The sequence below is a fragment of the Streptomyces sp. AA1529 genome (assembly GCF_000280905.1).
Classification (GTDB): domain Bacteria; phylum Actinomycetota; class Actinomycetes; order Streptomycetales; family Streptomycetaceae; genus Streptomyces.
Genome location: NZ_ALAP01000097.1, coordinates 11,613 through 37,869 on the forward strand (window position 1 = coordinate 11,613; position 26,257 = coordinate 37,869).

Consider the following 26,257-nt stretch of genomic DNA (forward strand, 5'->3'; position numbering starts at 1 on the left):
TTCACGAGTTTGGGAGGCACCTGGGTGCTTGCCACGGCAGCATCGGGTTGTTCCTGGTGAAAGGTCCTGGTCATGCCGCCGATGTCGAAGGTCGAGCCGTATGCGGCGATCCGGCGTGACCACCGTGGCGGCATGTCGATGCGACAGCTGGAGCGCGCGCACGGTGTGACGTGGCGGACGGTGCGGAAGGCGTTGGACTCGGCCTGGCCGGAGCCGCGGAAGAAGCTGCCGCCCCGGGAGGCCGCCCTGGACCCGTTCAAGCCGGTGATCGACGCGATCTTGCGGGCGGATCTGGACGCTCCGCGCAAGCAGCGGCACACGGTCACCCGGATCTTCCACCGGCTGATCGAGGAGCATGCCGCGGAGGTCTCCTACGGCATGGTCCGACGCTCCGTCGCTGTCCGGAAGCCGCAGATCCTCGTGGAGTCGGGGAAGGCGCCGCTGGAGGCGTTCATTCCGCAGACGCACCCGCCGGGCATGGAGGCCGAGGTCGACTTCGGCGAGGTGACGGTGCGGCTGGCCGGCGAGCTGGTCATCTGCTACCTCTTCTCGCTCCGGCTGTCGTATTCGGGCAAGGCCGTCCACCGGGTGTTCGCCTCCTGCGGTCAGGAAGCGTTCTTCGAAAGGTACGTGCACGCGCTACGGACGCTGGGCGGCGTCCCCCGCAGCAAGGTGCGCCACGACAACCTCGAGGGGGCTGTCGCACAGGTGCTGGGGCTGAAGCGGGCCCGGGTGGAGTCGGACCGCTGGATCGCCTTCAAGTCGCACTTCGGCATCGAGAGCTTCTACTGCCGGCCCGGCATCGAGGGCGCCCACCAGAAGGGCGGGGTCGAGGGGCAGATCGGTTACTTCCGCCGCAACCACTTCGTCCCCGTCCCGGAGGTCGGCTCGCTGGCCGAGTTGAACGAGCTGGTCGAGCAGTGGGACCGGCAGGACGACGCCCGCCGCATCGGCTCCCGGCCCAAGACCGTGGGCGAGTATTTCGCGGAGGAGCGGCCGTTGCTGATGCCGCTGCCCGAGGAGCCCTTCGAGACGGGCCGGATCTTCATGCCGCGGGTCGACCGCTACAGCCAGATCCCGGTATGGCCAACCGCTACTCGGTCCCGGTCCGCCTGATCGGCCGACGAGTACGCGTGGTCCTTCACGCCTCTCACCTGGTCGTCTATGACCAGAACGTCGAAGTGGCCCGACATGAGCGGCTCATCGCCAAAGGCGGCTGCCGCCTCGAGTTGGACCACTTTCTCGAAGCCCTGGTCCGCAAACCGGGTGCGTTCCCCGGTGCGACCGCGCTGGAGCAAGCCCGCTCAGCGGGAAAGTTCATCCCGGTCCACGACGCCTGGTGGTCCCAGGCCCGCAAGGTCCACGGCCAGCGGGATGGCACCCGAGCACTGATCGAGGTGCTGCTGCTGGGCCGCCACCTGCCCCACGAACACATCGTCGCAGGCCTGGCCGCCGCGCTGCGGGGCGGCGCACTGACCGCCGATGCCGTCGCACTGGAAGCCCGCAAAGCCGCCCAAGCCGAGAACGAACCCGCGACGACACCCCAGGTGCACCCCCGCACGGGCAAGCCGGCAGCGACCGTGACCTCGTTGTACGAGTGGCGCCTGGCGCATCTTCCCCCCGGACACGCGGCCCCTGCCCTCGGTGACCGCCTACGACCAGCTGCTTCACCATCGCCGCACCAGCGGCGGTGACCATCGTGAGGGAGAAGCCCAGTGACCCTGCTCCGCCAGCGAGGCTTGACCGAGCAGGCCGCCGACGCCGCCATCGACACCGCCTGCCGCATGCTTCGGCTTCCCTCGATCCGCGGCGTGTTCTCCGAGATCGCCGACCAGGCGGTCAAGGACCAGATGACCTACCGCGGCTTCCTCGCCGAACTCCTGATGGCCGAGTGCGACGACCGGGACCGCCGCCGCTCGGAACGGCGGATCAAGGCTGCGAACTTCCCCAGGGAGAAGTCCCTGCGAGCGTTCGACTTCGATGCCAATCCCAACATCGACCCGGCCACCGTCCACACCTTGGCCAGCTGCGACTGGATCAAGAAAGGCCAGCCGCTCTGCCTTATCGGCGACTCCGGCACCGGCAAGTCCCACATGCTCATCGCGCTGGGCACCGAGGCCGCGATGAAGGGCTACCGGGTGCGCTACACGCTCGCCACGAAACTGGTGAACGAGCTGGTCGAGGCCGCCGACGAGAAGCAGCTGAACAAGACCATCGCCCGCTACGGCCGCGTCGACCTGCTCTGCATCGACGAACTCGGCTACATGGAACTCGACCGCCATGGAGCCGAACTCCTCTTCCAGGTCCTGACCGAACGCGAGGAGAAGAACAGCGTCGCCATCGCCTCCAACGGGTCCTTCGGCGGCTGGACCAAGACCTTCACCGACCCCCGACTCTGCGCGGCCATCGTCGACCGCCTCACCTTCAACCGGCACCATCATCGAAACCGGCACCGACTCTTACCGCCGCGCCACCACCCGAGCACGAACATCGGAGGCCAACGTCGGTTGACTACCTCATCCGGCCCACAAGCACGGAGACCGTGACCTCCTCCGTGAAGTACTCGTCCGGCGGAAGCGACTGACGGATCCGCTCCGCGAACGCCGGCCGAGCGCCCGGCCCGGGCAGCTCATCGGCGGGGATCGCCGAGTAGACCCCGCCGATGAGCTGGTCAAAGCTCAGCTCATCGCTATATGTGATCACGCTCTCGTGCACAGCCTCGAAGCCGGCGGCCTCCAGTGCCTGCGCATAACGGTCCCGGTCGGATGCGCCGGTGCCGCAGGACGCCTTCAGCTTCGTGCCGAAATAGTCTTCCAAGCAGATCCGTAGCACTCGTGACCACTCGGCGTCCTGCAGCCACAGTGGCGTCCCGTTGGCGATCACGGCGATGCCTCCTCCAGAACGGATTAGCGGAGACAGCGCACGGAAGAGCTCCTGATGGTCCATCCAGTGGAGTGCCTGTCCCATGACCGCCATCGCCAGCGACCGCTGGCCCATCAGCTCGCCGAGCACAGGGACGTCACTATCGGCACCGAGGACCCATGTCGCATTGCGCACATCGCAGCTCGCGGCTGTGTCCCTGGCAAGCCGAAGCATGTCCGGCTCCGGATCCATGCCGATGACTGAGCCGACCCGCGAGGCGAGCGGGATGGCCAGCTGGCCAGTTCCGCACCCGAGGTCGAGCACGATGTCGTCCGCGGTCAGTGAGAAGGCCGTCTGCAGCGCGTCGAGAGTTTGAGACGGATAGCCACGCCGGAACTTCGCGTAGAACTCGGCAACGTCGCCACTGAATCCCACAGTCATGGGTCCACCCTGAACAAGCGCGGGCTCCGGCGACAGCGCCGCGACGAACAGATCGCTACCGGCTGAAACCGGACCGGACCGTGGCGGAGCCGACACAGCCACCGTCTGCCAGCTCGAGGCGCCGTCAAAACTCATCGACATCTCAGCGTTTCAAGATCGGGAAGTGCCGCCCAAACCCATCAACAAGTGCTGTCCAGAGACATCAACGAAGCCACGTTCCCGGATGCCTGAGTCGGCCTGTCCGATGCTGACCTCGTTCGACGACGAGGAGGCGCTGCTGGACGCCATCCTGGCCGGCGCGTCGGGCTACGCGCTGAAGCAGATCACCGGTACGGACCTGGTGTCCGCCGTGCGGACGGTGGCCTCGGGGCAGTCCCTGCTGGACCCGTCGGCCGCCGCCTCCACCTCGCCGAGAAGACGGATTCGGCCGGCGCCGACGCGGTCGGACGGGGTCAGGCGTGCGGGACGACGGCCACCGGACAGCGCGCGTGGTGCAGCACCGCCTGGGCGACCGAACCGACGTGGGTACCGAAGTGCGAATGCCGCACCCGGCGCCCGACGACCACCAGCCGCGCACCTTCGGACGCCGACAGCAGTGCGGGCCCGCCGCCGGCCAGTTCGACGTGCTCGACCACCGGGACCTGCGGATAGCGGTCCCGCCAGGGTGCGAGGGCCTCGCTCAGCGCCTTCTTCTCGTAGGGGACGGGGCCGTCGGCTTCCGCCATCGCCCCCAGCCCGGTCAGCGCGTACGTCTGGACCGGCGGCAGGTTCCAGGCCCGTACCGCCCGCAGGGTGGTGTGCCGGGCAGCGGCTGCCCGGAACGCGAACTCCAGGACGTCGGCGCTCTCCTGCGGGGTGCCCTGCTGTCCGACCACCACCTCGGCGTCGTCGGCCGGGCGCACTTCCGCATCCGTGGGGCGGACCGAGACCACGGGGCATTCGGCCGCCGCGACCACCTGCTGCCCGCACGATCCCAGGAGGAAGCCCAGCAGCCGCCCGTGCCCCCGGGTGCCCAGTACCAGGCTCCGGGCCCGCCGGGCCTCGTGCAGCAGCGCCGGAACCGCCTTGTCGGGGAGGATCGTCGCCGTGCACGGCAGGTCCGGGTGCCGCCGGGCCACTCGGTCCCGGGCCTCGCGCAGGATGGCGTTCGCGGCCCGCTCCTCGGTCTCCCGCTCCTGCTCGACCGGCACGTTCAGGGGCTGCCAGAGCCAGGCGTGCACCAGTCGCAGGGGCGTGCCGTGGAGTACGGCCTCGTCGGCCGCCCAGTCCACCGCGGCCATGCTCTCGGTGGAGCCGTCGACCCCGGCCGTGATCACCGTGTCCGTCATGCTCTTCCCGCCTGTCCTCGGCCGCACGGTCACCCTCCGGGCCGTGGGGCCGATGTGTCGTGACGCTCGTGGTGTGTCGTGTGGGGCGCGATGTCGTCCCACGGCTTCAGCATCCGCTCGCACGGGTGTGCGCCGGGAGGGCCGACCGGCCCTGTCCGCCCGGCCGACCGGGCCCGGAGAGCGAGGCGGCCGGCCCGGTCAGGCGGTGCCCGGCCCGGGCCACGTGGCCACCGGTTCGCCTCGGAAGGAGGAGCCGCTCGGCAGTTCGGCCGCGTGAGGGGCCGGGACCGGGCGCGTCGCGAGCGGTGCGCGCAGACCGGGACGAGCATGGTGGGCCGGACGTCAGGGCACCAGCGCGTGGAGGTCGAGGTCCAGCGGGAACGGGACGGCGAGCTTCAGCCGGGCCCGGTGGATGCCGGTGGCGACGCAGGAGCCGGTCATGGCGAGCCCTGCCCGGCAGAGTGCCGGAAGGGGGCGGACGAGTCGGCCTGTACGCCGGGTTCTGGCCCGCTGCTGGCAGAGTAAGGCTGTGACCTGCGTTTCAGGGCCGACGGGCCGGGCCGCCCAACGCTCTGGGACTTGTGAGGGACTTTTCCTCGTTCAGGGACTTACCGGTGCGTTCGAGAGCCAGGACTGCAGCGACTTCATGCCCCGCGCGCCGGCCTGCGGCATGAAGTGTGTGTAGGTGCGGAGAGTGAAGGCCGGGTCGGAATGACCGAGCCACTTCGCGAGCGAGACGATCGACTCGCCAGCTTCCAGCATGATGGAGGCGTACGTGTGACGAAGTACATGGAAGCCGTGCTCACGGCTGGGCTCCCAGACCCTGGACGGCTTCTCACCCTCCGCCGGTACAGCGAGGGGTGAGATGACGCCTGCGGCAGCGAGCGCCGGCTTCCACGTTTTCGTGTTCCACACCGACCGGTTGATCACCGACCGTCGGGTGGTGTAGACGAGCAGCGGGACCGTTACCAAGCGTCGCTGAGATCGGGGAACGTCCGGTTCTTCCGGATCGAGCCAAGGCAGGGTGACGTTGACCGGAGGGAAGCGCTCCTGGTGGCTGATGATGCGCTTGGCCAGAGACGGAGGGAGCGGCACGTCCCGCTCCTTGCCTCCCTTGGGCGGGCCGAAGTAGAGCTGCGACTTGTACCTGATGACCTGCCTCTCGATGTGGGCGAAGTCCTCATGCACGTCGTCCGTGCTGAGCGCGAATGCCTCCCCTTGCCTCAGTCCTGACCCCACGCCGAGGTCGACCGTGACCTGATACCGCTCGGGCAGATGTCCCCTCACGCGTTCGACACGGTCCCGATGCCACGCCCGCGCCTTCCTCTCCGGCCTCTTAGGTGGCTTGATCGAGCGGCTGCCCTTGCAGGGGTTGCGGTACAGCCGCTTGTCCTCGACGGCGGCTTCGAGGATGGCCTTCAAATAGACCCAGGCCAGGTGCGCGGTACCCGCTCCGACCTCACGCTGGATGTCAGCAGACCAGCGACGGAGCTCAGCGACGCCAATGTCCCGTAGGGCGAGATTGCCCAGGCGCGGTAGCAAGTGCCCCCAGATGCGGTACTGCATGCTCTCCAGCGTCTGTGCTGGGTGAACTTGGGAGGGCCACCAGTGCTTCTCGACGTACTCGCTGAGGATGATCGCGCCGTCGCGTGCGTCCACGAAGTCGCTACGTCGCGAGTCGGTTTGGGCCTCGGCAAGCCAAGCTTTGGCGTCCGCGACCGTATCGAACGACCGGTCCCGAACCTCGGGGATTCCCTTCACGCGGTACCGAGTGCATTTTCCCCAAAGCGTGGTGCGTTCGCGTTTCCCGGTTTCCTTGTTCGGACGTTTCTTTAGCCACCTGTCTTCTATGTAACCAGGCAATGGTGTTCTTGCTCCTTGGGTCACTCGCGTTGGTTGCACGACTGATGCTTGTAACGCCTCGCCCATCACGTTCGAATCCCGACGCGGGCGGTAAGTTTCGTGATCTTCCCCCTTCAGGCGTTACCGCTTCCAGCGAGCAGTTCGACGCTGTGGTGGCCTGCTGAACGGGCTACGGGAGGGATTGGACCGGGAGTCCGCAGACTCCTGCGCGGCCACCCACTCTTCCAGAGCGGATATGCGGTACATCACTCGACGACCCATGCGGAAGCTAGGCGGACCCTGCCTGCGGTGCCTCCACACGTAAAGGGTGTTGGCCGAGATGCCGAGATACTGGGCAGCTTTCGGCAGTGTGAGAAAAGACGGTGGTGGCAGGTGCGGTTGGTACTCGGACACGTGGACTCCCGTCTCGCTGTCGGTGTAAGGGGAGTGTCCACGGGAAAGACGACTTGGTGGTGCCGAGGTTTTGTGGTAACTGAGGTCTGTCTTCCCAGCGATTGCGAATGCCCGGCGTGGCTTCCGCTGGCCAGGGTGAAGCATGCGCATGTGGGCAGGTGGTTGCTTGCGGCCAGGTGGTTGCTGAGGGGAAGCTGGGCTGTCATTTGGATCGCTGTGGAGAACACACCAGGCGCTTCCCAGCATGGCGGGGTCTTCGGACCAAGACCGTCTCTAGAATTCAGCACCACCCCTGGCTGATCTCATCGAACAGCGCCGCGTGTTCGGCTGCAGGTTGTGCGACCGCACGCGGGCTCAGTTCAGAGAAACCTCGGGCTGAGGGGGCTTCCGAGACGTTAGTCGGCCGCTCGTGTAGCGGGCGCCATGTGTCTTGTTAACCAGCATGACGACCGTCCACATCGGGCTCCTGTTCCTCTATGCCGACCGTATCGAAGAAACCCATGAGTTCTACAGCGCCATGGGTCTGGTCTTCGTCGAGGAAAGAGCACGGGGTCCGGGCCCGTTCACTACTCTGCCTCGCTGCCCGGTGGTGTGGTCGTTGAGGTGTACCCCGCGACCGGTCGGCGGCCCGCTTCCAGCGTCCGGCTCGGCTGCCACGTCGTGGGGCAAGAGAGCCCGCCTTGGTCTGCGAGGCGGCACGTGGTCAGAGAATCGGTGGGCGGCCTGCGCGAGCCAGGCGGGCGACGGTGTGCCAGCTCATTCGGGAGCGTGTCCCGTGGCCTCCTCGCAGGCCCTCTACAAAACCTGTCAGGGAGGCCCGTAGAGCGGACATGCCGCGAAGGCGCCACAGGTTCAGCAGCAGCCAGGCTGACAGGTTGAGCGGGACCAAGGCGATAGGGAGGTTGCGTCGGGCGAGCCAAACCCGGTTGCGGGCGTTGAGCCGGTAGAAGGTGGCGTGGCGGGCCGGGTCGGTGGCGGGGTGGTGGACGACGACGTCGGGCATGTAGCGGCCGGTGTAGCCCTGGTTCCACAGCCGCCAGGCCAGGTCCACGCCCTCGTGGAAAAGGAAGAAGTGGCCGGGCCAACCACCGGCGTTGTCGTAGGCGGTGCGGCGCACCATGACGACGCCCTCGGCCATGACCGTGACGGTGCCGGGGCGGGTTGGATCGGCGGCGCGCAGGCGGGGGACCCAGCGGCGCAGGGTGGTCCCGGTATCCGGGTCCGCGATGCGGGGCTGGATGTACGCCAGGCCGGGGTCGGCTGCGAGCGCGTCGACCAGGGTCCGGAGGGCGTGGGGCTCTGGCAGGTGGGCGTCGTTGTCGAAGAAGAACAGGTAGTCGCCTTTGACCGCGTTGGCGCCGACGTTTCGGCCCTCGGGGATGCCCACGTTCTCCTGCAGGGAGACGGTCCGTGCTCCCTCTGGTACGTGTTCGGGGGTGCAGCCGTTGCCCACGACGACGATGTCGAGTTCGACGTCCTCCTGCGCCAGGAGGGAGGCCATCGCCCGGGGGAACTCGATGGGCCGGTCGTTCATCGTCAGCACGACGGCGCCGATGGCGGGGAGACTCACGTGGGCTGGTCCTTTGCGCGCGGATGGGGGTGAGACCGGCGGGCCGCGCCCCCGGCCTCATGAACGGCGGGTTACGACTGGAGGACACCTTAATGCGCGTGGTGTGCGCCTGCCGACGCTCGAACGCTGGCACTCAGGGCGTCCAAGGCGGCGGACAGGAGGGCGCACAGACTGGTGAAGGTGAGGGGCTGGGTCTGCCGGGGCCGCCGGTCGAGGAGGGAGTCGGCTATGGCGAAGGCAGCGGCTGCGTCGATGGCTCGGTGAGCGGCGGCGGCGAACACGCCGGCAGCTTCCATGTCAGCGGTCAGGATGCCGTCGGTGCGGTAGCGGGTGATCTCTGGGACGGTTTCGCGGTAGGGCGCATCGGTGCTCCACCCGTCTCCGAGCCGGAAGGGGACTCCTGCGGCGCGCAGGGCGGCTACCAGGTGCTGCGTCAGGTCGGATGAGGGGATGGCGCTGCGTCCGGGGGGCAGGTAGTGGTGGGAGACGCCTTCGTCGCGCAGGGCGGCGTTACAGACCGCGGTGTCGCCGGGGACCATGTCCGGCTGGAGAGTGGCCGCGGTGCCGACCGTGATCACGCGGGTGATGGCTAGGGCAACGAGCTGTTCGAGGACCAGTACGGCGGCCGGTGCGCCGATGCCGAACCCTCCGCAGATGCCGAGAGTGCGGCCGTCGTGTTGGACGATCAGCAGCTGCCCGCGGACCCAGCCTTCCAGCACGCGCGGGCGGTAGCGGTGGAGTGCGTGCTGGAGGAGGCGCGGTTGGTAGACCATCGCCACCCCGTCGAGTCCGCCGAGGCTCGCCCCGTGGCCGTGGATGCTGCGCACCCAGGCGGCGTGTTCGGCCGGGTCGGGGGCGGCTGAGTGGGTGTGCTTGTCGGGGAAGAGGGGGAACGTCGGCTGTCTCACCGTCCCTCCCTGGACAGGATCGCGTCGGTGAACTGCTGTTCGGCGTCGCGGTTGACGTGGTTGCTGGTGTGCCAGGGCAAAACCGGTTCGTCCATGTGCCGCAGGTGCCGGTTGTAGTCCAGGCCGCGTTTGTCCAGTGCTTCCACGAGCTTGTCCTTGGTCAGGGTGCGCAGATCGGTGCCGGCCGTGTAGAGGTCTTCCAGGACGTGTCCGATACGGCGGTCCCCGCGGGAGCAGACGACTTCGAGGTGCATGCGACTGGTGTCTCCGGGCACGACCCGGTAGTGCTGCGTGTACTGCTCCTCTCCGACGAGCGTGCGCAGCCTGTCGGCGATCTGCTCGGCGTAGTCCTCGACGAGGTCCGGGTCGGCCATGCGCAGCCGCTGACTGAGCGTGCCCGGTTTGGGCATGAATTGGTGCAGTTTGACGATGACGCTGCCGTCCGTGTGGCCCAGCCGCTCGCGTACGTCGCGGGCGTAGTCGGCGATGGCCAGCCGGTCTGCGGAGCGCTCGCCGGGCGCTCCGACGATGAAATACAGCATGATCGTGTTGACGTCTTTGCTGGCCCGACACAGGTCGATCGCCTTGTTCACGCGTTCGCGTGTCTGCGTCTTTCCGTAGAGGGCGACCAGGTCGCCGGCGGCCCATTCCGGTGCGATAGTGATGATGCCGCGGGCCTGGGACAGGTTCAGCTCGGTGAACAGGTGCCCGAAGTCGCCCAGTTCGGTGACGGAGTCCAGGTAGTGGGCGCTGAGTTCGTCCGCGCGGACTGACCCGATGATGGTGGTGACCTTGCGTCCGTCGGCAGCGGCCCGCTGCGCGTAGGCGTGGATGTGTTCGAGGAGTTCCTGCCGGTGGCGGTACTGGGTGAACGTCGGCGCGCTGATGATGACCTTCTCGACCTGAAGGTCCTCCAGGCGGTCGACGTAGCGGGTGAGCATGTCCAGCGGGGCCTGCCGGAAGGGCGGGACGCCCAGGTTGCAGAAGCCGCAGGAGTGGCGGCATCCGACCACGGGGTGGAGGCCGGCGGCTGTCCCGTCGGTGAGGGGGTAGGTGAAGTGCGCCGGGTGGAGGTCGCCCACCTCCAGGTACTGGGCGTGCACGGCCTCCGGAGCCGTCGGGGCCTTGGGCTGGACGTGGCGTACACCGCCGCCAGGGAGGAAGTCGGGGGCGTACAACGACGGCACGTACAGGCCCGGCACGCCGACGATCTGTTCGTACAGCGGGGCGTGGGCTGCGCTGGGCTGGGCGCGGTAGGCGTGCAGGATGCGCAGCAGCTCGGGCAGGGAGCGTTCGGCTTCGCCGAGGGCGACCACGTCGAGGTAGTCGGCCATCGGCTCGGGGTCGGCCAGTCCGCTGTTGCCGCCGACGACGAGCGGATGGACGCCGGGCAGCCGGTCGGCCGCTCGCCTGGGGACGCCGGCCAGGTCCAGAAGGCGGAAGACACTGTGCAGGTCTCCGCTGTTGATCACCGACAGGCCCAGGACGTCGGCCTCGCTCACCGGGAGGGGGGATTCGATGCTGCGGTACGGCTCGCCATCCGGGATGACGAGCTGGTTGCCGTCCCGGACCAGGCAGTCGTACTGGATGGCCCGTTCGGCGAGGGCCGGGATGTCCTCGCTCCTGTTGATCAGGTCGTACAGGCTCATCGGGCCGTTGCACATGAGGCTGTAGGGGTGTCCGAACGGCATGACGAACACCATGCGCAGTAACCCGGCCGGGTCGGTGTGCGGGTAGGGCGGGGTGAGCTGCATCTCGCGGGCGCGGATGCCGTCGATCTCTTCGGTCTGCTGGGACATGGCCGTTGCTCCCTCAGTCGGTGGTGGCGTACGTGCGGGCGATGTGGGCGGTGGACTGCTCGATGGCGTCGCAGACCGCCGCCTCCTCTGGGGGTCGCATGCGCGGGTGCATGCAGGGGCACAGCAGGCGGGCAGCGAGCTGCTCGGCGCGCGGGCAGCGCTGCCCGCGGGTGTGGTCACGGATCAGGCGGTGGCCCAAGTAGGTGGGCGGATCGTTGACGATGCTGCCGACGCCATACCGGGCGGCCAACAGCTCCATCAGCTCATCGCGGCCGGCCCCGGCCCAGGGCTCGGGGACCAAGAGGTTGTGCCGGTAGTACAGATGCCGCCGTTCGCCCACGGCGGGGGGCAGCGAAAGCTCCGCGGTGCCGGCCAGGCGGCGGGATCGCTCGTGTGCCCGGGTGACACGGGCGTCGTTCATCTGATCCAACCGGGCAAGCTGCACAAGCCCGACCGCCGCTTGGGCCTTGCTCATCATCTGGTTGGTGCCCCAGCGCTCCCGGCCGCCATAGGTGCGCAGCCATCGCAGCTGCTCGCCCAGGGCCGGGTCGTTGGTGGTGACCATGCCGCCTTGGCCCAGGGTGGTCATCAGCTTCTTCGACTCGAAGGAGAAGACGGTCGCCCAGCCCTCCGACCCCACCCGCACGCCCGAGGGAGCCCGGCCACCGCACGCGCGCGCGGCGTCCACGATCACCACCGGCGGCCCGTGTACCGGGTGGGGATGACGTTCGGCGAGGTCCAGGAAAGGCCGCAGGTCGGCACATGCTCCGTTCCAGTGAGTGACCAGAATGACCCGGGTGCGGGGCGTGATCACCCGCTCCGCATCGGCGGGGTCGAGGTTGAGCGTGACCGGTTCGGGCTCGGCCAGGATCAGGCGACCGCCCTGGCTGATGACCGCGAGGTGCGGCCCGACGAAGTTGAGCGCACAGGAGATCACCTCGTCCCCGGGCGCGAGCCTCAGGTGGTGCAGCACCATCTCCAGGGCGGTGCCGCCCGAGTTGAATGCCACGGCATGCCGTGCTCCGGTGTACGTGGCGAAGGCCGCCTCGAACGGGTCGCTGTAGGACGTGGCTCTCCATCCGGTGCGCCAATTCGCAGACTCCGCGAGGACCCGGCGCAGCGCTTCGTGCTCGGCTTCCGTGTACCAGCCGCCTTGCGCGGGTTCCACGGGCCACCGCAGAGCATGGAGAGAGCGGGGAACTGTGGAGGGATCGGTGGGCATCAGCCTCTCCCTTGCATGTAGTGGCTGGCACGACGTTCCAGTGCCGTGATCGCCTCGACTTTCTTGGCAGCCGAGGAGGTGCTGTCGAACCGGTAGGTCAGCCACTCCGCGACAAGGCGGCGGGCGAGCTGGAGCCCGATGACGCCCTGTCCCAGCGCCAGCACCTGTGCGTTGTTCGAGAGGACCGCGGCCTGGACGGAGAGTGAGTCGTGGGCGGTGACGGCGCGGACGCCCGGCACCTTGTTCGCGGCCACGGCCATGCCCAGTCCCGTGTGGCACACCAGCAGCGCGCGGTCCGCCTCCCCGCACGCGACGAGCTGAGCAGCCGCGAAAGCGACCTCCGGGTAGGTGGCCGCAGACTGCTGGCCGGGGCTGCCCTCGATGACACCGCCCACCAGGCGGTGAGCGTGCAGATCGCCCGTCAAGACGGACTTGTAGGTATCGCCGGCGCGGTCGGAGCCGATTGCTACGCGCAGTGCCCCGTACTCGGTGTCACCCACGGGCTTCGACCGCTCGGTCGTTTCGCAGCGGAGAGAGGGTCCCACCCAGGAGCCTCGCCAAAGCGGTGGTGACGCCCAGGTCGGGGAGTGCGGTTTCGAGCCAGGACCAGCGGCCTGCCGGGTTGAGGTCCACCAGCCACCAGGTGCCATCGCCGTCGACCAGCAGGTCGACGGTCGCATACGCAAGGCCGTAGGAGTCCATGAGGTCGGCGATCCCTTGCCTCACCTCGGCCGGTAGGGGGATGACCGAGTACGACAGCGACTCGTAGTCGGCGCGGAAATCCCCGCGCGCGCGGGCGCTGTGGGTGTCGATGCGGACCGGGAACATGCTGGACCCGATGACTGTCAGTCGCACCTCGTACACCTTGTCGATACGGCGCTGGAACTGGTGGACCGCGCTCTCGACCGTCTCGTCGAGCCCGTCCGGCGGCAGCGAGGTGGTGAAGAAGGTGCGCGCGCTGCCGTCCGGCAAGCTGATCTGAGGGCTCGCCAGGGCTTTCCCAACCAGCTCGCCGGGGGAACCGGAGGCGAACCGTGCCGCGCTGGGGTAGCTGTTGCCGATCCACGTGGCAGGCACGCGCAGGCCGCACTCGGCGGCTCGCGCCAGCACGCCGGCCTTGTTCTGGGCCGCTGTGACGCGTTCGGGGTGGTTGAGGTGCAGGCACGGCAGCGCGTGCAGTACGCCGGTGAGCCCGGCAACGGTCTCGCGCTGCGCCCAGTCACGGATGTCGCGGGGGCGCAGGCTGGTGTGGGTCAGGGGTGAGGGGTGCCACCACCACACGGCGCCGATGTCCTCAAGGCACACGTGATGTGCGCCGGTGCTCAGCGTGCCGTGCCACCCGGCAGGGCCGTGGCCGGCCGCCAGAGTGACCGGCTGGCGGGCAGGGTCGAAACGCAGCACCGGGGTGCCGAGTTTCCCGAGCTCCAGGATCACCTTGTCGGCGGCCAGGTCGTCAGCAGACGTCAGGACGACCACAGCTCCGGGGACAGACATGGGGGCTCCTATCAGTCTGGGGCGGGTGGTGGGCTCGCGGTCGAGCCCACCACCTCAGGGCGTGCTGCCTTCAGTGGCAAGCGGCCGTTACCACCAGTTGGTGATCATCGGCTCGGGGTCGTCGCCGGGCCTCCCGCTCACGGTGACCGCGGTCTTCTGCACGGAAGCGCCCGGGTGAGCCTGCACGAGAGGCGCCCCGTCGGGCGCCATGGTGACCTGGACCGCGGTGCTGTAAGCGCTGCCGGTGGCCTCGGGCGTGGTGGGAGCCACTGGTCCTTCGAACAGCCGCGCGGCGAACGGCAGGGCAGGGGCCGGACTTGAGATGGTCGGCATGTCAGATTCCTCTTTCTCGGTTCTCTCGGTGAGGGTGCTGCGCTCCAGGCGGAAAGCCCGGAGACGGCTCGGGGCGAGCGAAAGCGTGCTTCCGCCGCCAGTCACGCGGTGAGGTGGAGGTCGTCCAAGTCGATGGCCTCCACGCCGTGCAGGGTGCTGACGTCCCGGGCGGCGAGGGTCCAGCGGATGCGTGGATCGCCGAATCCCACGAAAGTGAGCCCGTCTCTCGTGCCGCTGTAGCGGATCTTCAGGGTCTTCGGGTGGTGGAGGAGGCCGGCCACGCCCCAGGGCTGGAAATGCCGGACGAAGGCAGCCACGTGGCCTCGGCGCAGATGCGGGCAGTCACGGACCGACTCGGCTGCACAGCTCTCATGCACGGGAGGTGAGGCGGTCCGCTCTCCCTCGCGGATGGGTGTCTCCCCACGCACGAGGACCATGTGCCGCTCGTCGCTCCTGTCGAAGGTGTCAGCGCCGCAGACCTGGCACAGCATGAGGCTCATCGCCTGCCGTTGACGCAGCGGATGGACACTGCCCAGCCGCGCCCGCCCCCGCCCCCGTGCGAGGGGCGCCCTGACCCACAGAACGCCGTTTCGCCGGTCGACGCCGCCCATGCGCGCCTCACCCTGGTAGCCAATGCCCGCGCCGCCGACGCCATGCCGCCGCTCGACCGGTGTCGGCATGTAGGAGTCCTCGTACTGCCAGGACGCGACGTAAGGCACGCGCAGGCCGTCTTCGTAGTACTGCTGAAGGCTCATGCGGCGGTCAGGAGGTGATCACTGAGCGGACGGTGCGGGCCGACGACGCGGCCGTCCGGCAGCAGCTCTCCCGTGTCATCGAACAGGACTACGCCATTGCACAGGAGCGACCACCCTTGCTCGGGGTGGAAGGCCAAAGGCTGCGCTGCTTCCCGGTCGCCTGCCTCGGCGGTCGGGCAGGACGGTTGGTGCGGACATCGCTCGGGAACGCGCGGAGCGGGAGTCATGGTGGTGGTGCCTTTCGTCGCGGTAGGTAGCGGTGTTGAGGCCGGCCGCCGCTCCTCCAGCCCATATGAGCGGCGGCCGGGGCGCTCGCCCCCGGGGGGCACCGGTACGGGTCGGCAGGCGGGGACGGCGCCGCGCCCCTCGGGGCGGCCGGCGTCCCCGGCCAGGTCTCGGGAGCGCGGCCGGGGAGGAAGCCCATCTGGAGGGTCTTCTCCGCCAAGTGGCCTGCACCCGGGCGAGGGGGCCTGCGCGGCAGAGACGACCGGTCAATGAGGTCAGGCGACGACCACAGCGGGTCAGGGTAGCCACGTCATGACCTGCTTCTCGGTCAGGACCTGGTGCTGCCACGTCCGCGTGACCAGGTGAGCCGGGTTGACCGCCTTCGCAGCCGCCAGGAGTTCACGGCCGTCTCGGCGGACGGCGTTGAGCGGCCGAGTGAGCTGCGCCGCCATCTGGGCCGCGCTCATCCCCTGGGCGATGAAGGGCACGAGGGCGCGCTGCTCGGGAGTCAGGAGCAGTTGCTCAGGCGGCAACGGCATCGGCTGGGTGATGGCGTTGACGGCGTAGCCGGTCGCGATCGCGGACTCGGTACTGCGGGCGCCGAACAGCTTGGACTTCGCCAGGTCGAGGTAGCCCCGGGCCGTACCCTCCCGAAGCCGGAGCCGGCTTGCGACCTCTCCGAGGGTGTTTCCCTCTGCTAAGCCTGCGAGGACCTGCCGTTCCCGGGGTGCGAGCTGGGGCCTGGCGACAGAAATGGTCACAGAGGTGCTCCTTGCCGGGAGGAGTGGTGGGGCGTGTCACGCGTCGTCTCCCATCAGGTCGAGGACGTCGAGGATCGCGAAGGCGTACCGCCGCAGGTGCGCGACGGCCTGGTCGGGTGGCGGGCGCTCGTCAGCGAGAGCGATCAGGCGCGCGATCTCCCGGGCGGGGCAGACCGCGGTACGGTGCGGTGCGAGCTGCTTCAGCTCGGTCGTCGCGCTGCGGAAGTGGTCGGTGATCCGCGCTGCCTCTGCTGGGTCCATAGGCGGGGCGCTGCCGCGCCGACAACGCCGCGGCAGCGGAAGCCGGAGGCGCACCAAGGCGTCGTCGAGCTTGGGGCGGCGGAGGCTGTCGGGGGCGGGCTGGGCCCGTTCGCCGACGATCTGCTCCAGCACGTCGTAGAGGTCGTCGCCGATGCCTTCCTCCGCCGCCAGCCAGCGGCGCATGGAGGCCAGGTACTTGATCAGCGTCTCGGTATCGGTGGAGTACCGGCGTCGCACCAGCGTGGCGGCGGTGGCGTCGTCTACGGCGGTCATCAGGCCCTCCCAGCGAGGCGGAAGGAGCACCAGGTCGTACGGCCGTCGCGGCTGACGCCCCAGCTCTGCGCGAGGGCAGCGACGAGAAGCAGCCCGCGGCCGGAGAGTTCATCAACGTCGGGGCGGCGCAGTTGAGCGGGCTCCGGGTTGTCGTCGGTGACCTCGATGCGCACCTCGTCGAGAACGCGCAGCACCCGCGCTTCGACGTCGCCGTTTCCGTGCTCCAGTGCGTTGGCGAGCAGTTCGGAGACTGCGAGCTGGATGTCCTCGGCTAACTGTTCGGGCAGGTTCCAAGAACGCAGGATGGTGCGAACGGTGCGCCGTATCTCGGGTACACGGGCACTGTCCGGTGCGAAGACCACCGCGAAGGCCCGTGAGGTCTGCGGCCGGAGCTCACCGGAGTCTGACGTCCCGGTCTGCGGGCGCTTCGTCCTGTGCCTCTTCTCCACCGTCTCCGTGAGCACATCCACGCTCATTGGTTCCTCCTCGTCGCGAGGTGAACACACAGAGTTCAAGAGAGGGGGACGCGTTGGCTAGGACGGGAAGTTGGACTTTTCCAGGACTTGCATGTCTCAGGAGGACTTCTTGTCGGCCTTCTGTTTGCGCACCGTTTCCTACAGCAGACTGAGGCGGTATCCCGGGAGGGAACCGAATCTGCGGAGGGGGCCATGAACGGCGAGGACCGCACGCTGCTCTGCGAGTTGGCAACTGCGCAGGGCATCAAAGCCCACAGCAAGTTCAGTGAGGCTTATCGTGCCGCCGCGAGCGACCTGACCCGCCGTGGGGCGGATGTGGCTCCAGCACCGACCCAGCGGCACTTGACCCGCCTTCTCAAGGTGGGTGCCGTCAAGACGGAGCCCTTCGCGCCGACCGTCCGGGTTCTGGAATACATGTTCCAGCGGCCCATCGCTGAACTGCTGGGCCCGGCCCCTATGCCCCAGTCGCCCCCGGTAGACGCCGTTTCGCAGACCCGTGCGCCCAACGAAAGTGAACTGCTGATGACCGCTCAGGACGCCGCTGTACACGCAGGCCAGGCCGCTTCTCTCCACCTGGACGAGATGAGCCTCGACCAGCTCGACGACGACCTGGTCGTTCTCGCCCGCTCGTACGGAATGACCGCCCCGTCACAGACCTACGAACGCGCGAAGATACTGCTCCAAGCTGCGCAAAGCATGCTGGAGCGGACGAGCTCACCACAGCAGCACACCCGCCTCTACTATGCGGCAGCGCAAGCTACGGCGCTGCTCAGTGCAGTCTCCTTCGACCTGGGTGCGATGGCACCCGCGGTCTCTCTCGCGCGTTCCAGCGCGCAGTACGGCAAAACCATCGAAAACGGCCCTGTCCAGGCATACGCCCACGGAATGCTCGCCTTCATGGCCTTCTGGGAAGGGCGCCCCACTGGTGCGGTGCGCCTCGCCCGGCAGGCGCTGGAGTTCGGTGGCTTGGGGGACACTGCACGCCGCCGTCTGCTCGCCATCGAGGCGCGCGCACACGGGCACCTGCGCAACGACCGCGAGGCCCAGCGCGCCATACGCCAGGCGGGGGAGCAGGCGGCCGGCGACCGTGACGAGCTCCACGACGATATCGGTGGGGAGTTCGACTTCGACCTCGCTCGCACGGCGATGAGCAACGCCACCACGAGCTTGCTGCTGCGGGATGGCGAAGCAGCGGAAGCGTCCGCTACCGAAGCCCTCGCCTTGCTGAGCAACCGTCCCGAGAACGAGCAGCCGATCGTGGTCTCCGGCCCAGCCGCCATCGACCTGGCCCGTGCGCGGCTGATGCGCCGGGAGGTCGAAGGCGCTAGTGAAGCGCTCGCTTCGGTCCTGCAGATTCCACCGGAGTGGCGCGGTGCGGGCCTACTGGAACGGTTGACCGCAGCCAGGATCGAGCTGACCAGCCCCGCGTTCGAGCGAGCTCCGGCCGCGGTCGACCTGGCGGAACGCATAGAGGAATTCAGCGCGCTGTCGCCGGCCCGCCGGCTCGGAGCAGTCAGCCCCCTGGCAATCGAAGCCTGACCGTTCTAGCGGCCGAGCGCGGCGAGGATCGCTCGTTCCTTCTCGGGCGAGATACCGTGCTCGGCCCATCGCGGGTGTTCCACCGGCGTGCCACCTTCTGTCATCCATGACCAGGTGTCCGCGACCGTGTCCGCCAGCGGTCTACAGACCAGCCCAGCAGCCTGCGCGCGCGTCGAGTCGATCCGCCATACGCCGGCATGCGTGCGCCACAGCGGCAGCTCCGTCCACTGCCTCACCTCGTGGTCCAGGAGCAGCTTGTCGGAAGCCCAGATGAGCTGTGCGTGTCCGCCCGTGGCCAAGACGCACGCTGTCAGCAGATCGCTCATAGTCGCCTGGGCGACTGGCGCGACGCAGTTGTAGGCGCCTCCACTGTCGGCAGCCGCCTGGTCGAGAGCAAACGCAGCCACATCCCGCACGTCGATCGGCTGGATGGTCCTCTCTGGCGCCCCGGGAGCCAGCATGCGACCACCGCGGGAAGTACGGCGCAACCACCAGGGAAGCCGTCCGACGTACTCACGTGGTCCCAGGATGACACCCGGGCGCAGAACGCTCGTTCTCCCGGGGCCGTAGACGGTGGTAACTGCCCGCTCGGCGCCCGCTTTCTGCCGACCGTAATGCCAGTCGGGGCCTGTCCAGCCTTCCGGGAGGCGGCCGTAATCGGCATCGGCGTCCGGAGGGCCGTCCAGCAGCTCAGAGTCTTCCGTCAACGGCTCGTTTGGCCAACCGCGATAGGCGTTCACTGTGCTGATGTAGACGTACCGCCTGGCGACTCGTTCCAGGACCCGGGCCCCTGCAAGGACATCGCGTGGGGCCAACTCGGACGCGGACGTGTCCACGACGGCGTCCCAGGGCCCTGCGGAAGCAAGCCGTTCGAGATCTGCGGCAATGGTCCGATCACCATGCACCGGGCTGGCGCCATCCGGGACCGCTCCGGACTTGCCGCGGTTGAAAACGTGCACCTCCCACCCTCGGCTCAGAGCGTCGTGTGCGACCGCGTGCCCGAGGAACCATCCACCGCCCAGCACAAGAAGTCTCATGCCTGCGATCCTGCCCGAACGGTCACCCGATCAGCCAGAGCCCCGCGGCGGCTTGCCTGTGCGGCCTTCGGCCGGTGCCCGGGCAGGGGGCGTCACGCCGACAGCTTGGCCGGTCTCGTCATCACCCCATTCCTGGTGGTGCGCTGAGGAGACACACTGTGCTGCGGAGTGCAGGACACGTGGCGGGCCACGAGGTCATTGCGGCCATCGCCTTGCGAGCGCTGGGGAGGAACTGTGCCTGCCGCACCAGCTGGTACCACTGGGTTCGGCCCGGAGCGTTCGGTGGTGCAGATGGCCGCCGCGCTGACGGGTTGGGTGCCAGGCCTCGGCCGGCGTCTGGCCGGGGCCCGGAAGTGCCTCAGTCAGCCCGACAGTTCGACTGCCAGAAACGGTCGGTTGAGTCGTCTGCGGCGTGGCGATCAGATGCCGGTGAGGACGTCGAGGGTTTGAGGCAAGGTCTGGAGCACGGATGCGGCGTGTCCGGTGCAAGGGGAGCAGGGCCATCCTGGTCCCGCCGGGTAGACCGGTGCGCTCGCGCTGCTGGCAGCGTCTTGCAGCATGCCGGTGTCGGCTGTGGCCGGGTCGCGTGCCCACAGCACGGTGGCGTGTGGCTGGGTACGGGAGATGGCTTCGATCAGGTAGCGGGAAGGGAGGCTGCCGAGCAGGACGCTGGTGTAGCTGCGGTCTGCCAGGGCGGCAGCCAAGGCGGTCAGGGGCAGAGTGTGCTGTTCGTCGGAGGTGGCTGCCAGCAGCACGAGCGGGGCCTGTGCTGACGGGTTCGGGGCGTGGGCTTGGGCGTGCTGGCGCAGGGCGGCTTCGAGGAGGCCGCTGGTCATGTGCTCGGTCTCGACTCCGCAGCCGGTCTTCTCCCAGTGCTCGCCGATCGCCACCAGAGCGGGGGCGAAGACGGTCGTCCACGCCAGCGCGGCGCCCTGGCGGGCGAGCGCGGCTGCGGCCAGGCGTGTGACGGCTTCGGGGTCGAAGGCGTCCATCGCCGCGCGCAGATCCTGTGCGCTGACCGGCACGGACCCTGTGGAGTCCGGCGGGGGGCCGGCCGAGACTGCGCGGGCTGCCTGGGCGGCGGCGACGCCTTGGCGGACAAGATGGAGCATGCGATCCAGCCGCTGTAGGTCTTCCAGCGAGTAGCGCCGGTGGCCACCGGGGGTACGGCCGGAGGGCTCCAGGCCATAGCGGGTCCCCCAGGCGCGCAGGGTCGCCGCTTTGGTCTGTAGCCGCTGGGCCGCGACACCCACCGAGAACAGGCTCACCTCCGCCTCGGGCGTTGCCGAGGTCCGACAGGGTGTCGCGTGCGTGCTCATGCGCGCCATATTCCGGCGACCGGGCCGCACGTCGCAACATCGCAAGGCACGAACGGGTGCATAAGTTCTGTCGAGGTTTGCCGCTTTCGGGGGCGGGTTACTCGTCGTGTCGTCCGGTCACAACGGAGAAAGGGACGGCATGATCGTCAAGAAACTGCATGAAGCAGGACTACGCAGCGAGCACGCCTACTTGGGAGCGTTCGCGTCGATCGGCGCCTCCTTCGTCACCTGGCTGACCTCCAACAAGGCCGAGCACGCCGGTATGGACCGCGCGGACCGTTGGGGCATCTTCGTCGGCGAGTGGGCCCCGACCTTCTTCGCTCTTGGGCTGGCACTGTCCCAGTACGAACGCAGCGAGGGCACCTTGTCCTCCCAGTGATCGCGCAACGGCCACCGCACCACTGCGGTCGTCGTCTGGCTGGAGCTGCCGGACGGCACGGATGAGTGACCTCGTCAGCGCAGGTGTTGCACATGTCGGCGAAACCGAAGGGAGTGCGATGCGGCACGACGGCCCGGTCCGGACCGCACCACCGCTGCCGGACACACGCATCACCCCGGCCTGCGAGGCGGACGAGGCGCCGCCGGGCTCCTGCGCGCGGAGCGTCGCCGCACGTGTCGAACGTGTCCTCGACACCCATTTGGCGCAACGCCGCACGGAAAGCGCCGTGCTGACTGCCGCGTTCGCCGACGAAGTCGTCCACCATCTCACCCGGCTCGTCCTGGGAGGCGGGAAGCGGCTGAGGCCGGCGTTCCTGTGGTGTGGTTGGCACGCGGCAGGAGCAGCCGACGTCTCGGAAGACGCCGTGCTGGAGATCGGTGCGGCGCTGGAGTTGCTGCAGGGCTGCGCGCTCATCCACGACGACCTCATGGACTCCGCGACGAGTCGTCGGGGCCGGCCCGCCCTGCACGTCGCTTTTCAGGCCGTGCATCGCAGCCGAGGCGCAAGTGGCTCGGCCGAGGCGTTTGGATACTCGGCTGCTCTGCTGGCTGGTGACCTGGCACTGGCATGGGCACAGGACTTGTGGGAGCAGACGGACCTGCCGCAGCACTCTCGGCAGCGGACGCGTCGCTTGTGGCAGGCGATGCGCACCGAAATGGTCGCTGGACAGTACCTTGACCTGCGTTCTCAGGCTGACGGCGCAAGCTGCCCGGACGAGGCGCTGCGCACTGCCTACCTTAAGTCCGGCCTGTACACGGTGCAGCGCCCGTTGTTGCTGGGTGCCACGCTCGGCGGAGCATCCGCTGACCTCAGCGCGGGGCTGGAACGGGTCGGCCGGTGCGCCGGACTGGCCTTCCATCTGGCAGACGACTTGGCCGATCTTTTTGGGGATGAACAGCAGTTGGGCAGGCGGACAGGGGAGGACGTCCGGCAGGGCAAGCCGACCTACTTGATGACCGTGGCGTTGGAGGCCGCCAGCCGCGGCGGTCACCGCACAGCGCAGCAAGTCCTGACCCGCGCACAAGGGAATCCCGAGTTGAGCGAGGACGGACTCGACGAGGTCCGCGCAGCGGTGACGCAGGTAGGTGCCCGCGGCCACGTCGAAAAACTGGTCCGCGAGCTGGCGGACGAAGCCCGGGAGGCGGTCGCCGAGTCGGCCATGCCCCGGGCGGCAGCCGACAGCCTCACCGCGCTGGTCGGCGCCACCCTTCGTGCGGCTCCGCCCCGACACGCGAGCGCCGAGGGGGTAGATCCGGTATGAAGGCAGTGCGTGGCCCCAGCGACCATGTCGTTGTGGTGGGAGCCGGTTTGTCGGGCCTGTCGGCAGCGCTGCATCTGCTGGGGGAGGGGCGGTCGGTGACCGTCGTGGAAGCGGCACAGGCCCCCGGCGGCCGGGCCGGTCTCGACGACATGTCCGGCTACCGCATCGATACGGGGCCCACGGTGCTGACACCTCCCGACCAGCGCAGACGCATGCCGAGAGCGGAGATACGTACCCCTCTGGTCCATGTGCGCGCGCCTTACCAGCGAAAACGAGTTGCGGAAACCCGTTTCGGCTGTGAAAGCCTCCCGGGCTTGGGCGGCGCGTGTCCGGGTACCGCAGGAGATGGGCTTCTCGGCACGCACTTCGCCGCAAGCAGAACAACGTACGGAGAAAAGAAGCCGCCGACCTGGACACTTACTTCCGTGACCGGGCAATAGGGCGGTGCGAATGGGAGATGTTTTTGAGCACGCAGGAAGACCCGGCAGAAGCGGGCAACGGTCGCGGAGACGATGCAAAAGCCGTTCTCGGACTGGTCGCTGACCCTGGCCTGTCGGCTGAGCTCGTGGATGCGATCGGGCAGGAGCTGCCTGCTCTCCTCGCGGAGCGGGAGGATGGCCCGGAGCGCTGGCGGGTGGAGACCTCGTCGCAGCTGCTGCCTTTGGACGAGGAAGGTGCGTTGCCGCTACTCGACATCGGGCGTCGTCAGCGCGAGGAGCAAGGCTGGGACGTCACTGTCCTGCTGACTGAGCTGCCGCGCCGTGCTGGTCGGCAGCCGATTGTCGCCGACTGTCATCCTGAGGCCGGGGTGGGGCTGGTGTCGTTGCCCGCGTTGGGGGCGTTTCGGGTGCGTCGCCGGGCGCGCGACACGATCGCGTATCTGGTGGCCGCGCATCTCGGGAACGCGGGCGGTGCTCGATCCGCGGCCGAGGAGTCAGGTGGGGAGCGGAAGTCTCCTGGGCCCGCGCTGGGGTTCTCCTACGAGATCATCAGCGATCGGGAAGAGAGGCGCGCCGACATCGAGGAGGACGGCAGCGAGGATTCCGACGTTCAGCTCGGTACCCAGGGGGAATCCCTGCATCTTGTGCTGACGGGGGCGCGCGGGAAGCTGCGGCTGTTGACCGGGATGGTGAGGGCGAACCGTCCATGGCGTCTGGTCCCGAGCCTCTCGCCGGCGTTGGCGGGCGCTGCTGCCGGTGCCGCGTTCGGCGTGTTCTACTCCAACATCTGGCAGTTGGCAGATGCCTTCAGCACCGCGCGCCTGATCCTGGTCAACGCGGCCGCGGTGCTCGCGATGATCGTCTGGCTGATCTTCGACAACGGCCTGTGGGAGAGCCCGAGAAACCGTCGCCTGCGGTCCGAATCGGCGTTGTACAACTCGGTGACGACGCTGACCGTGTCTTTCGGTGTCTTCTGTATGTACCTGTTGCTGTACGCCGTCACGCTGCTTGCCGCGTTCGTAGCCATCCCGACCGGCTACCTCGCCACCACGCTCCGGCACGGCGCCGGCATTCCCGACCTCGCGACCATCGCGTGGCTGTCCGCGTCCATGGGAACGATCGCAGGTGCTCTGGGATCCGGTCTCGCGGGTGAGGACGCCGTGCGCCGGGCCGCCTACAGCGAACGAGAGCTTGAGCGTCAGGCGCAGCGCGACAAGGAAGAGCAGCGCACCGACCGCGAGGCGACACGCGCTGAAGAGCACGAGAGCTGAGCTCCGGCCACCGTCGTCCGGTGTCCGAGGGGCATCACTGCTGTGACGAGGGGTTTTTCCATCCCGTCGTCGCGATCCGTATGGTCCCCCTCATGAGTGTTGTGGAGCAGGCCGACAGTCCCGCCGATGACGACAAGAATTCTGCGGCTGTGCCGGTCGGTAAACGGAAGCAGGAGATACGCAGACGTCTGGAACGACTGATCGGCATCGCCGCCACAGAAGGCAACGAGCTGCGCGTGTTGCGTAACGGCGATGAGATCTTCCCCGCGATGCTCGGGGCGATCCGAGCGGCCGAGCACACGGTCGACATGATGACGTTCGTCTACTGGCGCGGTGACATCGCCCGTGACTTCGCAGCCGCGCTCTCGGAACGCGCCCGGGAAGGCGTACGCGTACGGCTGTTGCTGGACGGGTTCGGCAGCAGCCCGATCCAGCAGGACCTGCTCGATGAGATGTCCTCGGCCGGCGTGCATGTGGTGTGGTTCCGCAAGCCGCTGTGGGTCTCTCCTCTCAAGCAGAACCACCGCTGCCACCGCAAGGCTCTCGTGGTCGACGAGCGCACCGCCTTCACCGGAGGGGTGGGCATCGCCGAGGAATGGTGCGGGGACGCCCGCCATCCGGGTGAATGGCGGGACACTCACATCCAGGTTCGCGGCCCCGCGGTCGACGGCATCACGGCCGCGTTCGCACAGAACTGGGCGGAGTGCCACCAGGAGCTTTTCGACGAGAAAGACCGGTTCATTGAACACGACACGACCGGTCGGTCCGTGGTCCAGGTGGTCCGCGGTTCGGCCAGTTTCGGCTGGCAGGACATGCAGACCCTGCTGCGCGTGCTGCTGGAGTCGGCGCGGGAGCGGGTCCGGGTCTCGACCGCGTACTTCACCCCGGACGACTTCTTCGTCCAGTTGCTCTGCCGCACAGCTCGCCGGGGAGTCACGATCGACATCCTCATCCCCGGCCCGCACACGGACAAACGCGTCTCACAGCTGGGCGGCCGCCGCTCCTACGAGGACCTCCTGGATGCCGGGGTCCGGATCGCCGAGTACCAGCCGACGATGCTGCACGCCAAAATCGTGACCATCGACGGCATCGTTTCCCTGGTCGGCTCCACCAACTTCAACCGTCGCTCACTCGAACACGACGAAGAGGTCATGCTCGCTGTCGTGGACGAGGAGCTCACCGCCACGCTGGACAAGCACTTCGCCGAGGACTGGGAGGGAGGCGACCTCATCACGCCCGGACGCTGGAAGCGCAGGCCCGTGCAGCAGCGCCTCGGGGAAGCAGCTGTACGTCCCATCCGCCGCTTCCTTTGATCACCCACGGAGAGCATCGGGACGTTTCGGGCGAGGCGCCTGATACACCGCCGCGACCCCGGAGAAGTTCACGGGGCTCGCGGGGTGCGCAGACGAGAGCCTGCTCGGTGATGCGTGGTCCAGGCCCTGGATGGACATCACCCACCAGATGACGATGGTGCGACACTGCCGCGGATTGTCCGTGGCCCTGACTGAGTAGCTGTTTCCGATCCAAGGTTCTGGGTAGATTTGCCCCCTAGCCTGGACCGGTGTCTGAGGGTGCCGAGAGGGCCAGAGTGAGGGACTGTCCGGCTTGTGGTGAACGGCTGAGGCCGGACGCCCGGCCCGAGGCGGTGTTCTGCTCGTCGGTCTGTCGTTCCAGGCAGTGGCGCAAGGAACAGCGGCTGAGGAAGCGGTTGGCAGCTGTCCGGGACAAGGTCGGCCTGGTCGAGTGCCCCGAGTGCGGGGCCCGCTGGGTGGCGGGTGTCGACCGTCGCTCGGACGCCCGGTTCTGCTCGCGGCGCTGCGTCGTGGGGGCCTGGCGGAAGCGGAAGGATCCGTACGCGGATCGTGCACAGTGACCACTGAGCGAACGCATCCTTGGACCAGTTTCGTTCACGGAACGGTCAATTGCGGTCATTCCTTGCGATCTTCATATTTACGGTCTGACTCTCGGAAACAGATGCGGTCCCTGT

23 protein-coding genes and 4 pseudogenes are annotated in these 26,257 nt (G+C 68.3%); 9 read left to right on the forward strand and 18 right to left on the reverse strand.

From position 1 onward, the window contains the following. Window positions 1-81: 81 nt before the first annotated feature. A pseudogene (gene istA, locus A949_RS34880) lies at window positions 82-1,719 on the forward strand (IS21 family transposase). Beyond that, window positions 1,716-2,511 (forward strand): annotated as a pseudogene (istB, locus tag A949_RS34885) (IS21-like element helper ATPase IstB). Before istA ends, istB begins: the two co-directional pseudogenes overlap by 4 nt. On the opposite strand, the gene A949_RS0128180 reads toward istB, so the two are convergent. Further along, complete coding sequence (locus tag A949_RS0128180) at window positions 2,512-3,438, reverse strand: class I SAM-dependent methyltransferase (RefSeq protein ID WP_237735930.1); 927 nt, start codon at window positions 3,436-3,438, stop codon at window positions 2,512-2,514. It lies immediately after the preceding pseudogene. Between the two features lie 79 nt (window positions 3,439-3,517). Here A949_RS0128180 and A949_RS39345 point away from each other — a divergent pair. Then, window positions 3,518-3,724 (forward strand): annotated as a pseudogene (locus tag A949_RS39345) (DNA-binding response regulator); the annotation flags it as partial. 31 nt (window positions 3,725-3,755) lie between these two features. Here A949_RS39345 and A949_RS0128185 read toward each other — a convergent pair. The 15 genes from A949_RS0128185 to A949_RS34900 all read right to left on the reverse strand — a co-directional run bounded on the left by A949_RS0128185 (window position 3,756) and on the right by A949_RS34900 (window position 16,964). Next, window positions 3,756-4,631, reverse strand: a complete 876-nt coding sequence (locus A949_RS0128185; RefSeq protein ID WP_019359404.1) for a universal stress protein — start codon at window positions 4,629-4,631, stop codon at window positions 3,756-3,758. 600 nt (window positions 4,632-5,231) lie between these two features. After that, window positions 5,232-6,392: a tyrosine-type recombinase/integrase gene (locus A949_RS0128195; RefSeq protein ID WP_019359406.1), complete on the reverse strand. Its 1,161-nt coding sequence runs from the start codon at window positions 6,390-6,392 to the stop codon at window positions 5,232-5,234. A 222-nt stretch (window positions 6,393-6,614) separates the two neighbouring features. Next, window positions 6,615-7,133 carry a helix-turn-helix transcriptional regulator gene (locus A949_RS39350; RefSeq protein WP_337463734.1) on the reverse strand — a complete coding sequence of 173 codons (519 nt, stop codon included), beginning with the start codon at window positions 7,131-7,133 and terminating at the stop codon, window positions 6,615-6,617. Window positions 7,134-7,590: 457 nt separating this feature from the next. After that, the gene (locus tag A949_RS0128205; protein ID WP_051019670.1) at window positions 7,591-8,421 is read right to left on the reverse strand and encodes a glycosyltransferase family 2 protein; all 831 of its coding nucleotides are present in this window, start codon (window positions 8,419-8,421) and stop codon (window positions 7,591-7,593) included. Between the two features lie 125 nt (window positions 8,422-8,546). Further along, window positions 8,547-9,365, reverse strand: a complete 819-nt coding sequence (locus A949_RS0128210) for a nucleoside phosphorylase (RefSeq protein ID WP_019359408.1) — start codon at window positions 9,363-9,365, stop codon at window positions 8,547-8,549. Continuing rightward, window positions 9,362-11,164 carry a B12-binding domain-containing radical SAM protein gene (locus tag A949_RS0128215; RefSeq protein WP_019359409.1) on the reverse strand — a complete coding sequence of 601 codons (1,803 nt, stop codon included), beginning with the start codon at window positions 11,162-11,164 and terminating at the stop codon, window positions 9,362-9,364. The genes A949_RS0128210 and A949_RS0128215 overlap by 4 nt, the downstream gene beginning before the upstream one ends. 13 nt (window positions 11,165-11,177) lie before the next feature. After that, window positions 11,178-12,386 carry a DegT/DnrJ/EryC1/StrS family aminotransferase gene (locus A949_RS0128220; protein WP_026005109.1) on the reverse strand — a complete coding sequence of 403 codons (1,209 nt, stop codon included), beginning with the start codon at window positions 12,384-12,386 and terminating at the stop codon, window positions 11,178-11,180. Further along, complete coding sequence (locus A949_RS0128225) at window positions 12,386-12,886, reverse strand: RpiB/LacA/LacB family sugar-phosphate isomerase (RefSeq protein ID WP_019359411.1); 501 nt, start codon at window positions 12,884-12,886, stop codon at window positions 12,386-12,388. Before A949_RS0128225 ends, A949_RS0128220 begins: the two co-directional genes overlap by 1 nt. Further along, complete coding sequence (locus tag A949_RS39355; protein WP_063826285.1) at window positions 12,879-13,880, reverse strand: MvdC/MvdD family ATP grasp protein; 1,002 nt, start codon at window positions 13,878-13,880, stop codon at window positions 12,879-12,881. Before A949_RS39355 ends, A949_RS0128225 begins: the two co-directional genes overlap by 8 nt. Window positions 13,881-13,967: 87 nt before the next feature. Beyond that, complete coding sequence (locus A949_RS0128235) at window positions 13,968-14,213, reverse strand: hypothetical protein (RefSeq protein WP_114018448.1); 246 nt, start codon at window positions 14,211-14,213, stop codon at window positions 13,968-13,970. A gap of 101 nt (window positions 14,214-14,314) precedes the next feature. Next, window positions 14,315-14,968: a hypothetical protein gene (locus A949_RS34895; RefSeq protein WP_019359414.1), complete on the reverse strand. Its 654-nt coding sequence runs from the start codon at window positions 14,966-14,968 to the stop codon at window positions 14,315-14,317. Beyond that, entirely contained in the window at window positions 14,965-15,195 is a 231-nt protein-coding gene (locus A949_RS39360; RefSeq protein WP_078565550.1) for a DUF5999 family protein, read from the reverse strand. Before A949_RS39360 ends, A949_RS34895 begins: the two co-directional genes overlap by 4 nt. 294 nt (window positions 15,196-15,489) lie before the next feature. Continuing rightward, window positions 15,490-15,954: a LuxR C-terminal-related transcriptional regulator gene (locus A949_RS0128245; RefSeq protein ID WP_019359415.1), complete on the reverse strand. Its 465-nt coding sequence runs from the start codon at window positions 15,952-15,954 to the stop codon at window positions 15,490-15,492. Window positions 15,955-15,990: 36 nt separating this feature from the next. Next, on the reverse strand, window positions 15,991-16,488 hold the full coding sequence (locus A949_RS0128250; protein ID WP_019359416.1) for a hypothetical protein: 498 nt from the start codon (window positions 16,486-16,488) through the stop codon (window positions 15,991-15,993). Beyond that, window positions 16,488-16,964, reverse strand: coding sequence for an ATP-binding protein (locus A949_RS34900; protein ID WP_019359417.1), 477 nt, complete (start codon window positions 16,962-16,964; stop codon window positions 16,488-16,490). The genes A949_RS0128250 and A949_RS34900 overlap by 1 nt, the downstream gene beginning before the upstream one ends. 192 nt (window positions 16,965-17,156) lie before the next feature. On the opposite strand from A949_RS34900, the gene A949_RS0128260 reads away from it, so the two are divergent. Then, window positions 17,157-18,503, forward strand: coding sequence for a hypothetical protein (locus tag A949_RS0128260; RefSeq protein ID WP_019359418.1), 1,347 nt, complete (start codon window positions 17,157-17,159; stop codon window positions 18,501-18,503). A gap of 5 nt (window positions 18,504-18,508) precedes the next feature. Here the strand turns inward: A949_RS0128260 and A949_RS0128265 are convergent, their stop codons facing one another. Further along, window positions 18,509-19,540 carry an NAD-dependent epimerase/dehydratase family protein gene (locus tag A949_RS0128265; RefSeq protein WP_026005110.1) on the reverse strand — a complete coding sequence of 344 codons (1,032 nt, stop codon included), beginning with the start codon at window positions 19,538-19,540 and terminating at the stop codon, window positions 18,509-18,511. Between the two features lie 419 nt (window positions 19,541-19,959). Then, entirely contained in the window at window positions 19,960-20,859 is a 900-nt protein-coding gene (locus A949_RS35790) for a MerR family transcriptional regulator (RefSeq protein ID WP_158687646.1), read from the reverse strand. Between the two features lie 139 nt (window positions 20,860-20,998). On the opposite strand from A949_RS35790, the gene A949_RS0128275 reads away from it, so the two are divergent. The 5 genes and pseudogenes from A949_RS0128275 (at window position 20,999) to A949_RS0128290 (ending at window position 25,583) form a co-directional block, all read left to right on the forward strand. Then, window positions 20,999-21,238 carry a hypothetical protein gene (locus tag A949_RS0128275; RefSeq protein WP_019359421.1) on the forward strand — a complete coding sequence of 80 codons (240 nt, stop codon included), beginning with the start codon at window positions 20,999-21,001 and terminating at the stop codon, window positions 21,236-21,238. Between the two features lie 61 nt (window positions 21,239-21,299). Then, a complete protein-coding gene (locus A949_RS34910; protein ID WP_078565552.1) occupies window positions 21,300-22,559 on the forward strand; it encodes a polyprenyl synthetase family protein in 1,260 nt (419 codons plus the stop codon). Then, a pseudogene (locus tag A949_RS39365) lies at window positions 22,556-22,759 on the forward strand (FAD-dependent oxidoreductase); the annotation flags it as partial. The gene A949_RS34910 and the pseudogene A949_RS39365, both read left to right, overlap by 4 nt. Before the next feature lie 263 nt (window positions 22,760-23,022). Next, the gene (locus tag A949_RS0128285; protein ID WP_078565560.1) at window positions 23,023-24,270 is read left to right on the forward strand and encodes a hypothetical protein; all 1,248 of its coding nucleotides are present in this window, start codon (window positions 23,023-23,025) and stop codon (window positions 24,268-24,270) included. Between the two features lie 92 nt (window positions 24,271-24,362). Then, window positions 24,363-25,583, forward strand: coding sequence for a phospholipase D-like domain-containing protein (locus tag A949_RS0128290; protein ID WP_026005111.1), 1,221 nt, complete (start codon window positions 24,363-24,365; stop codon window positions 25,581-25,583). The last annotated feature ends 674 nt before the right edge of the window (window positions 25,584-26,257 follow it).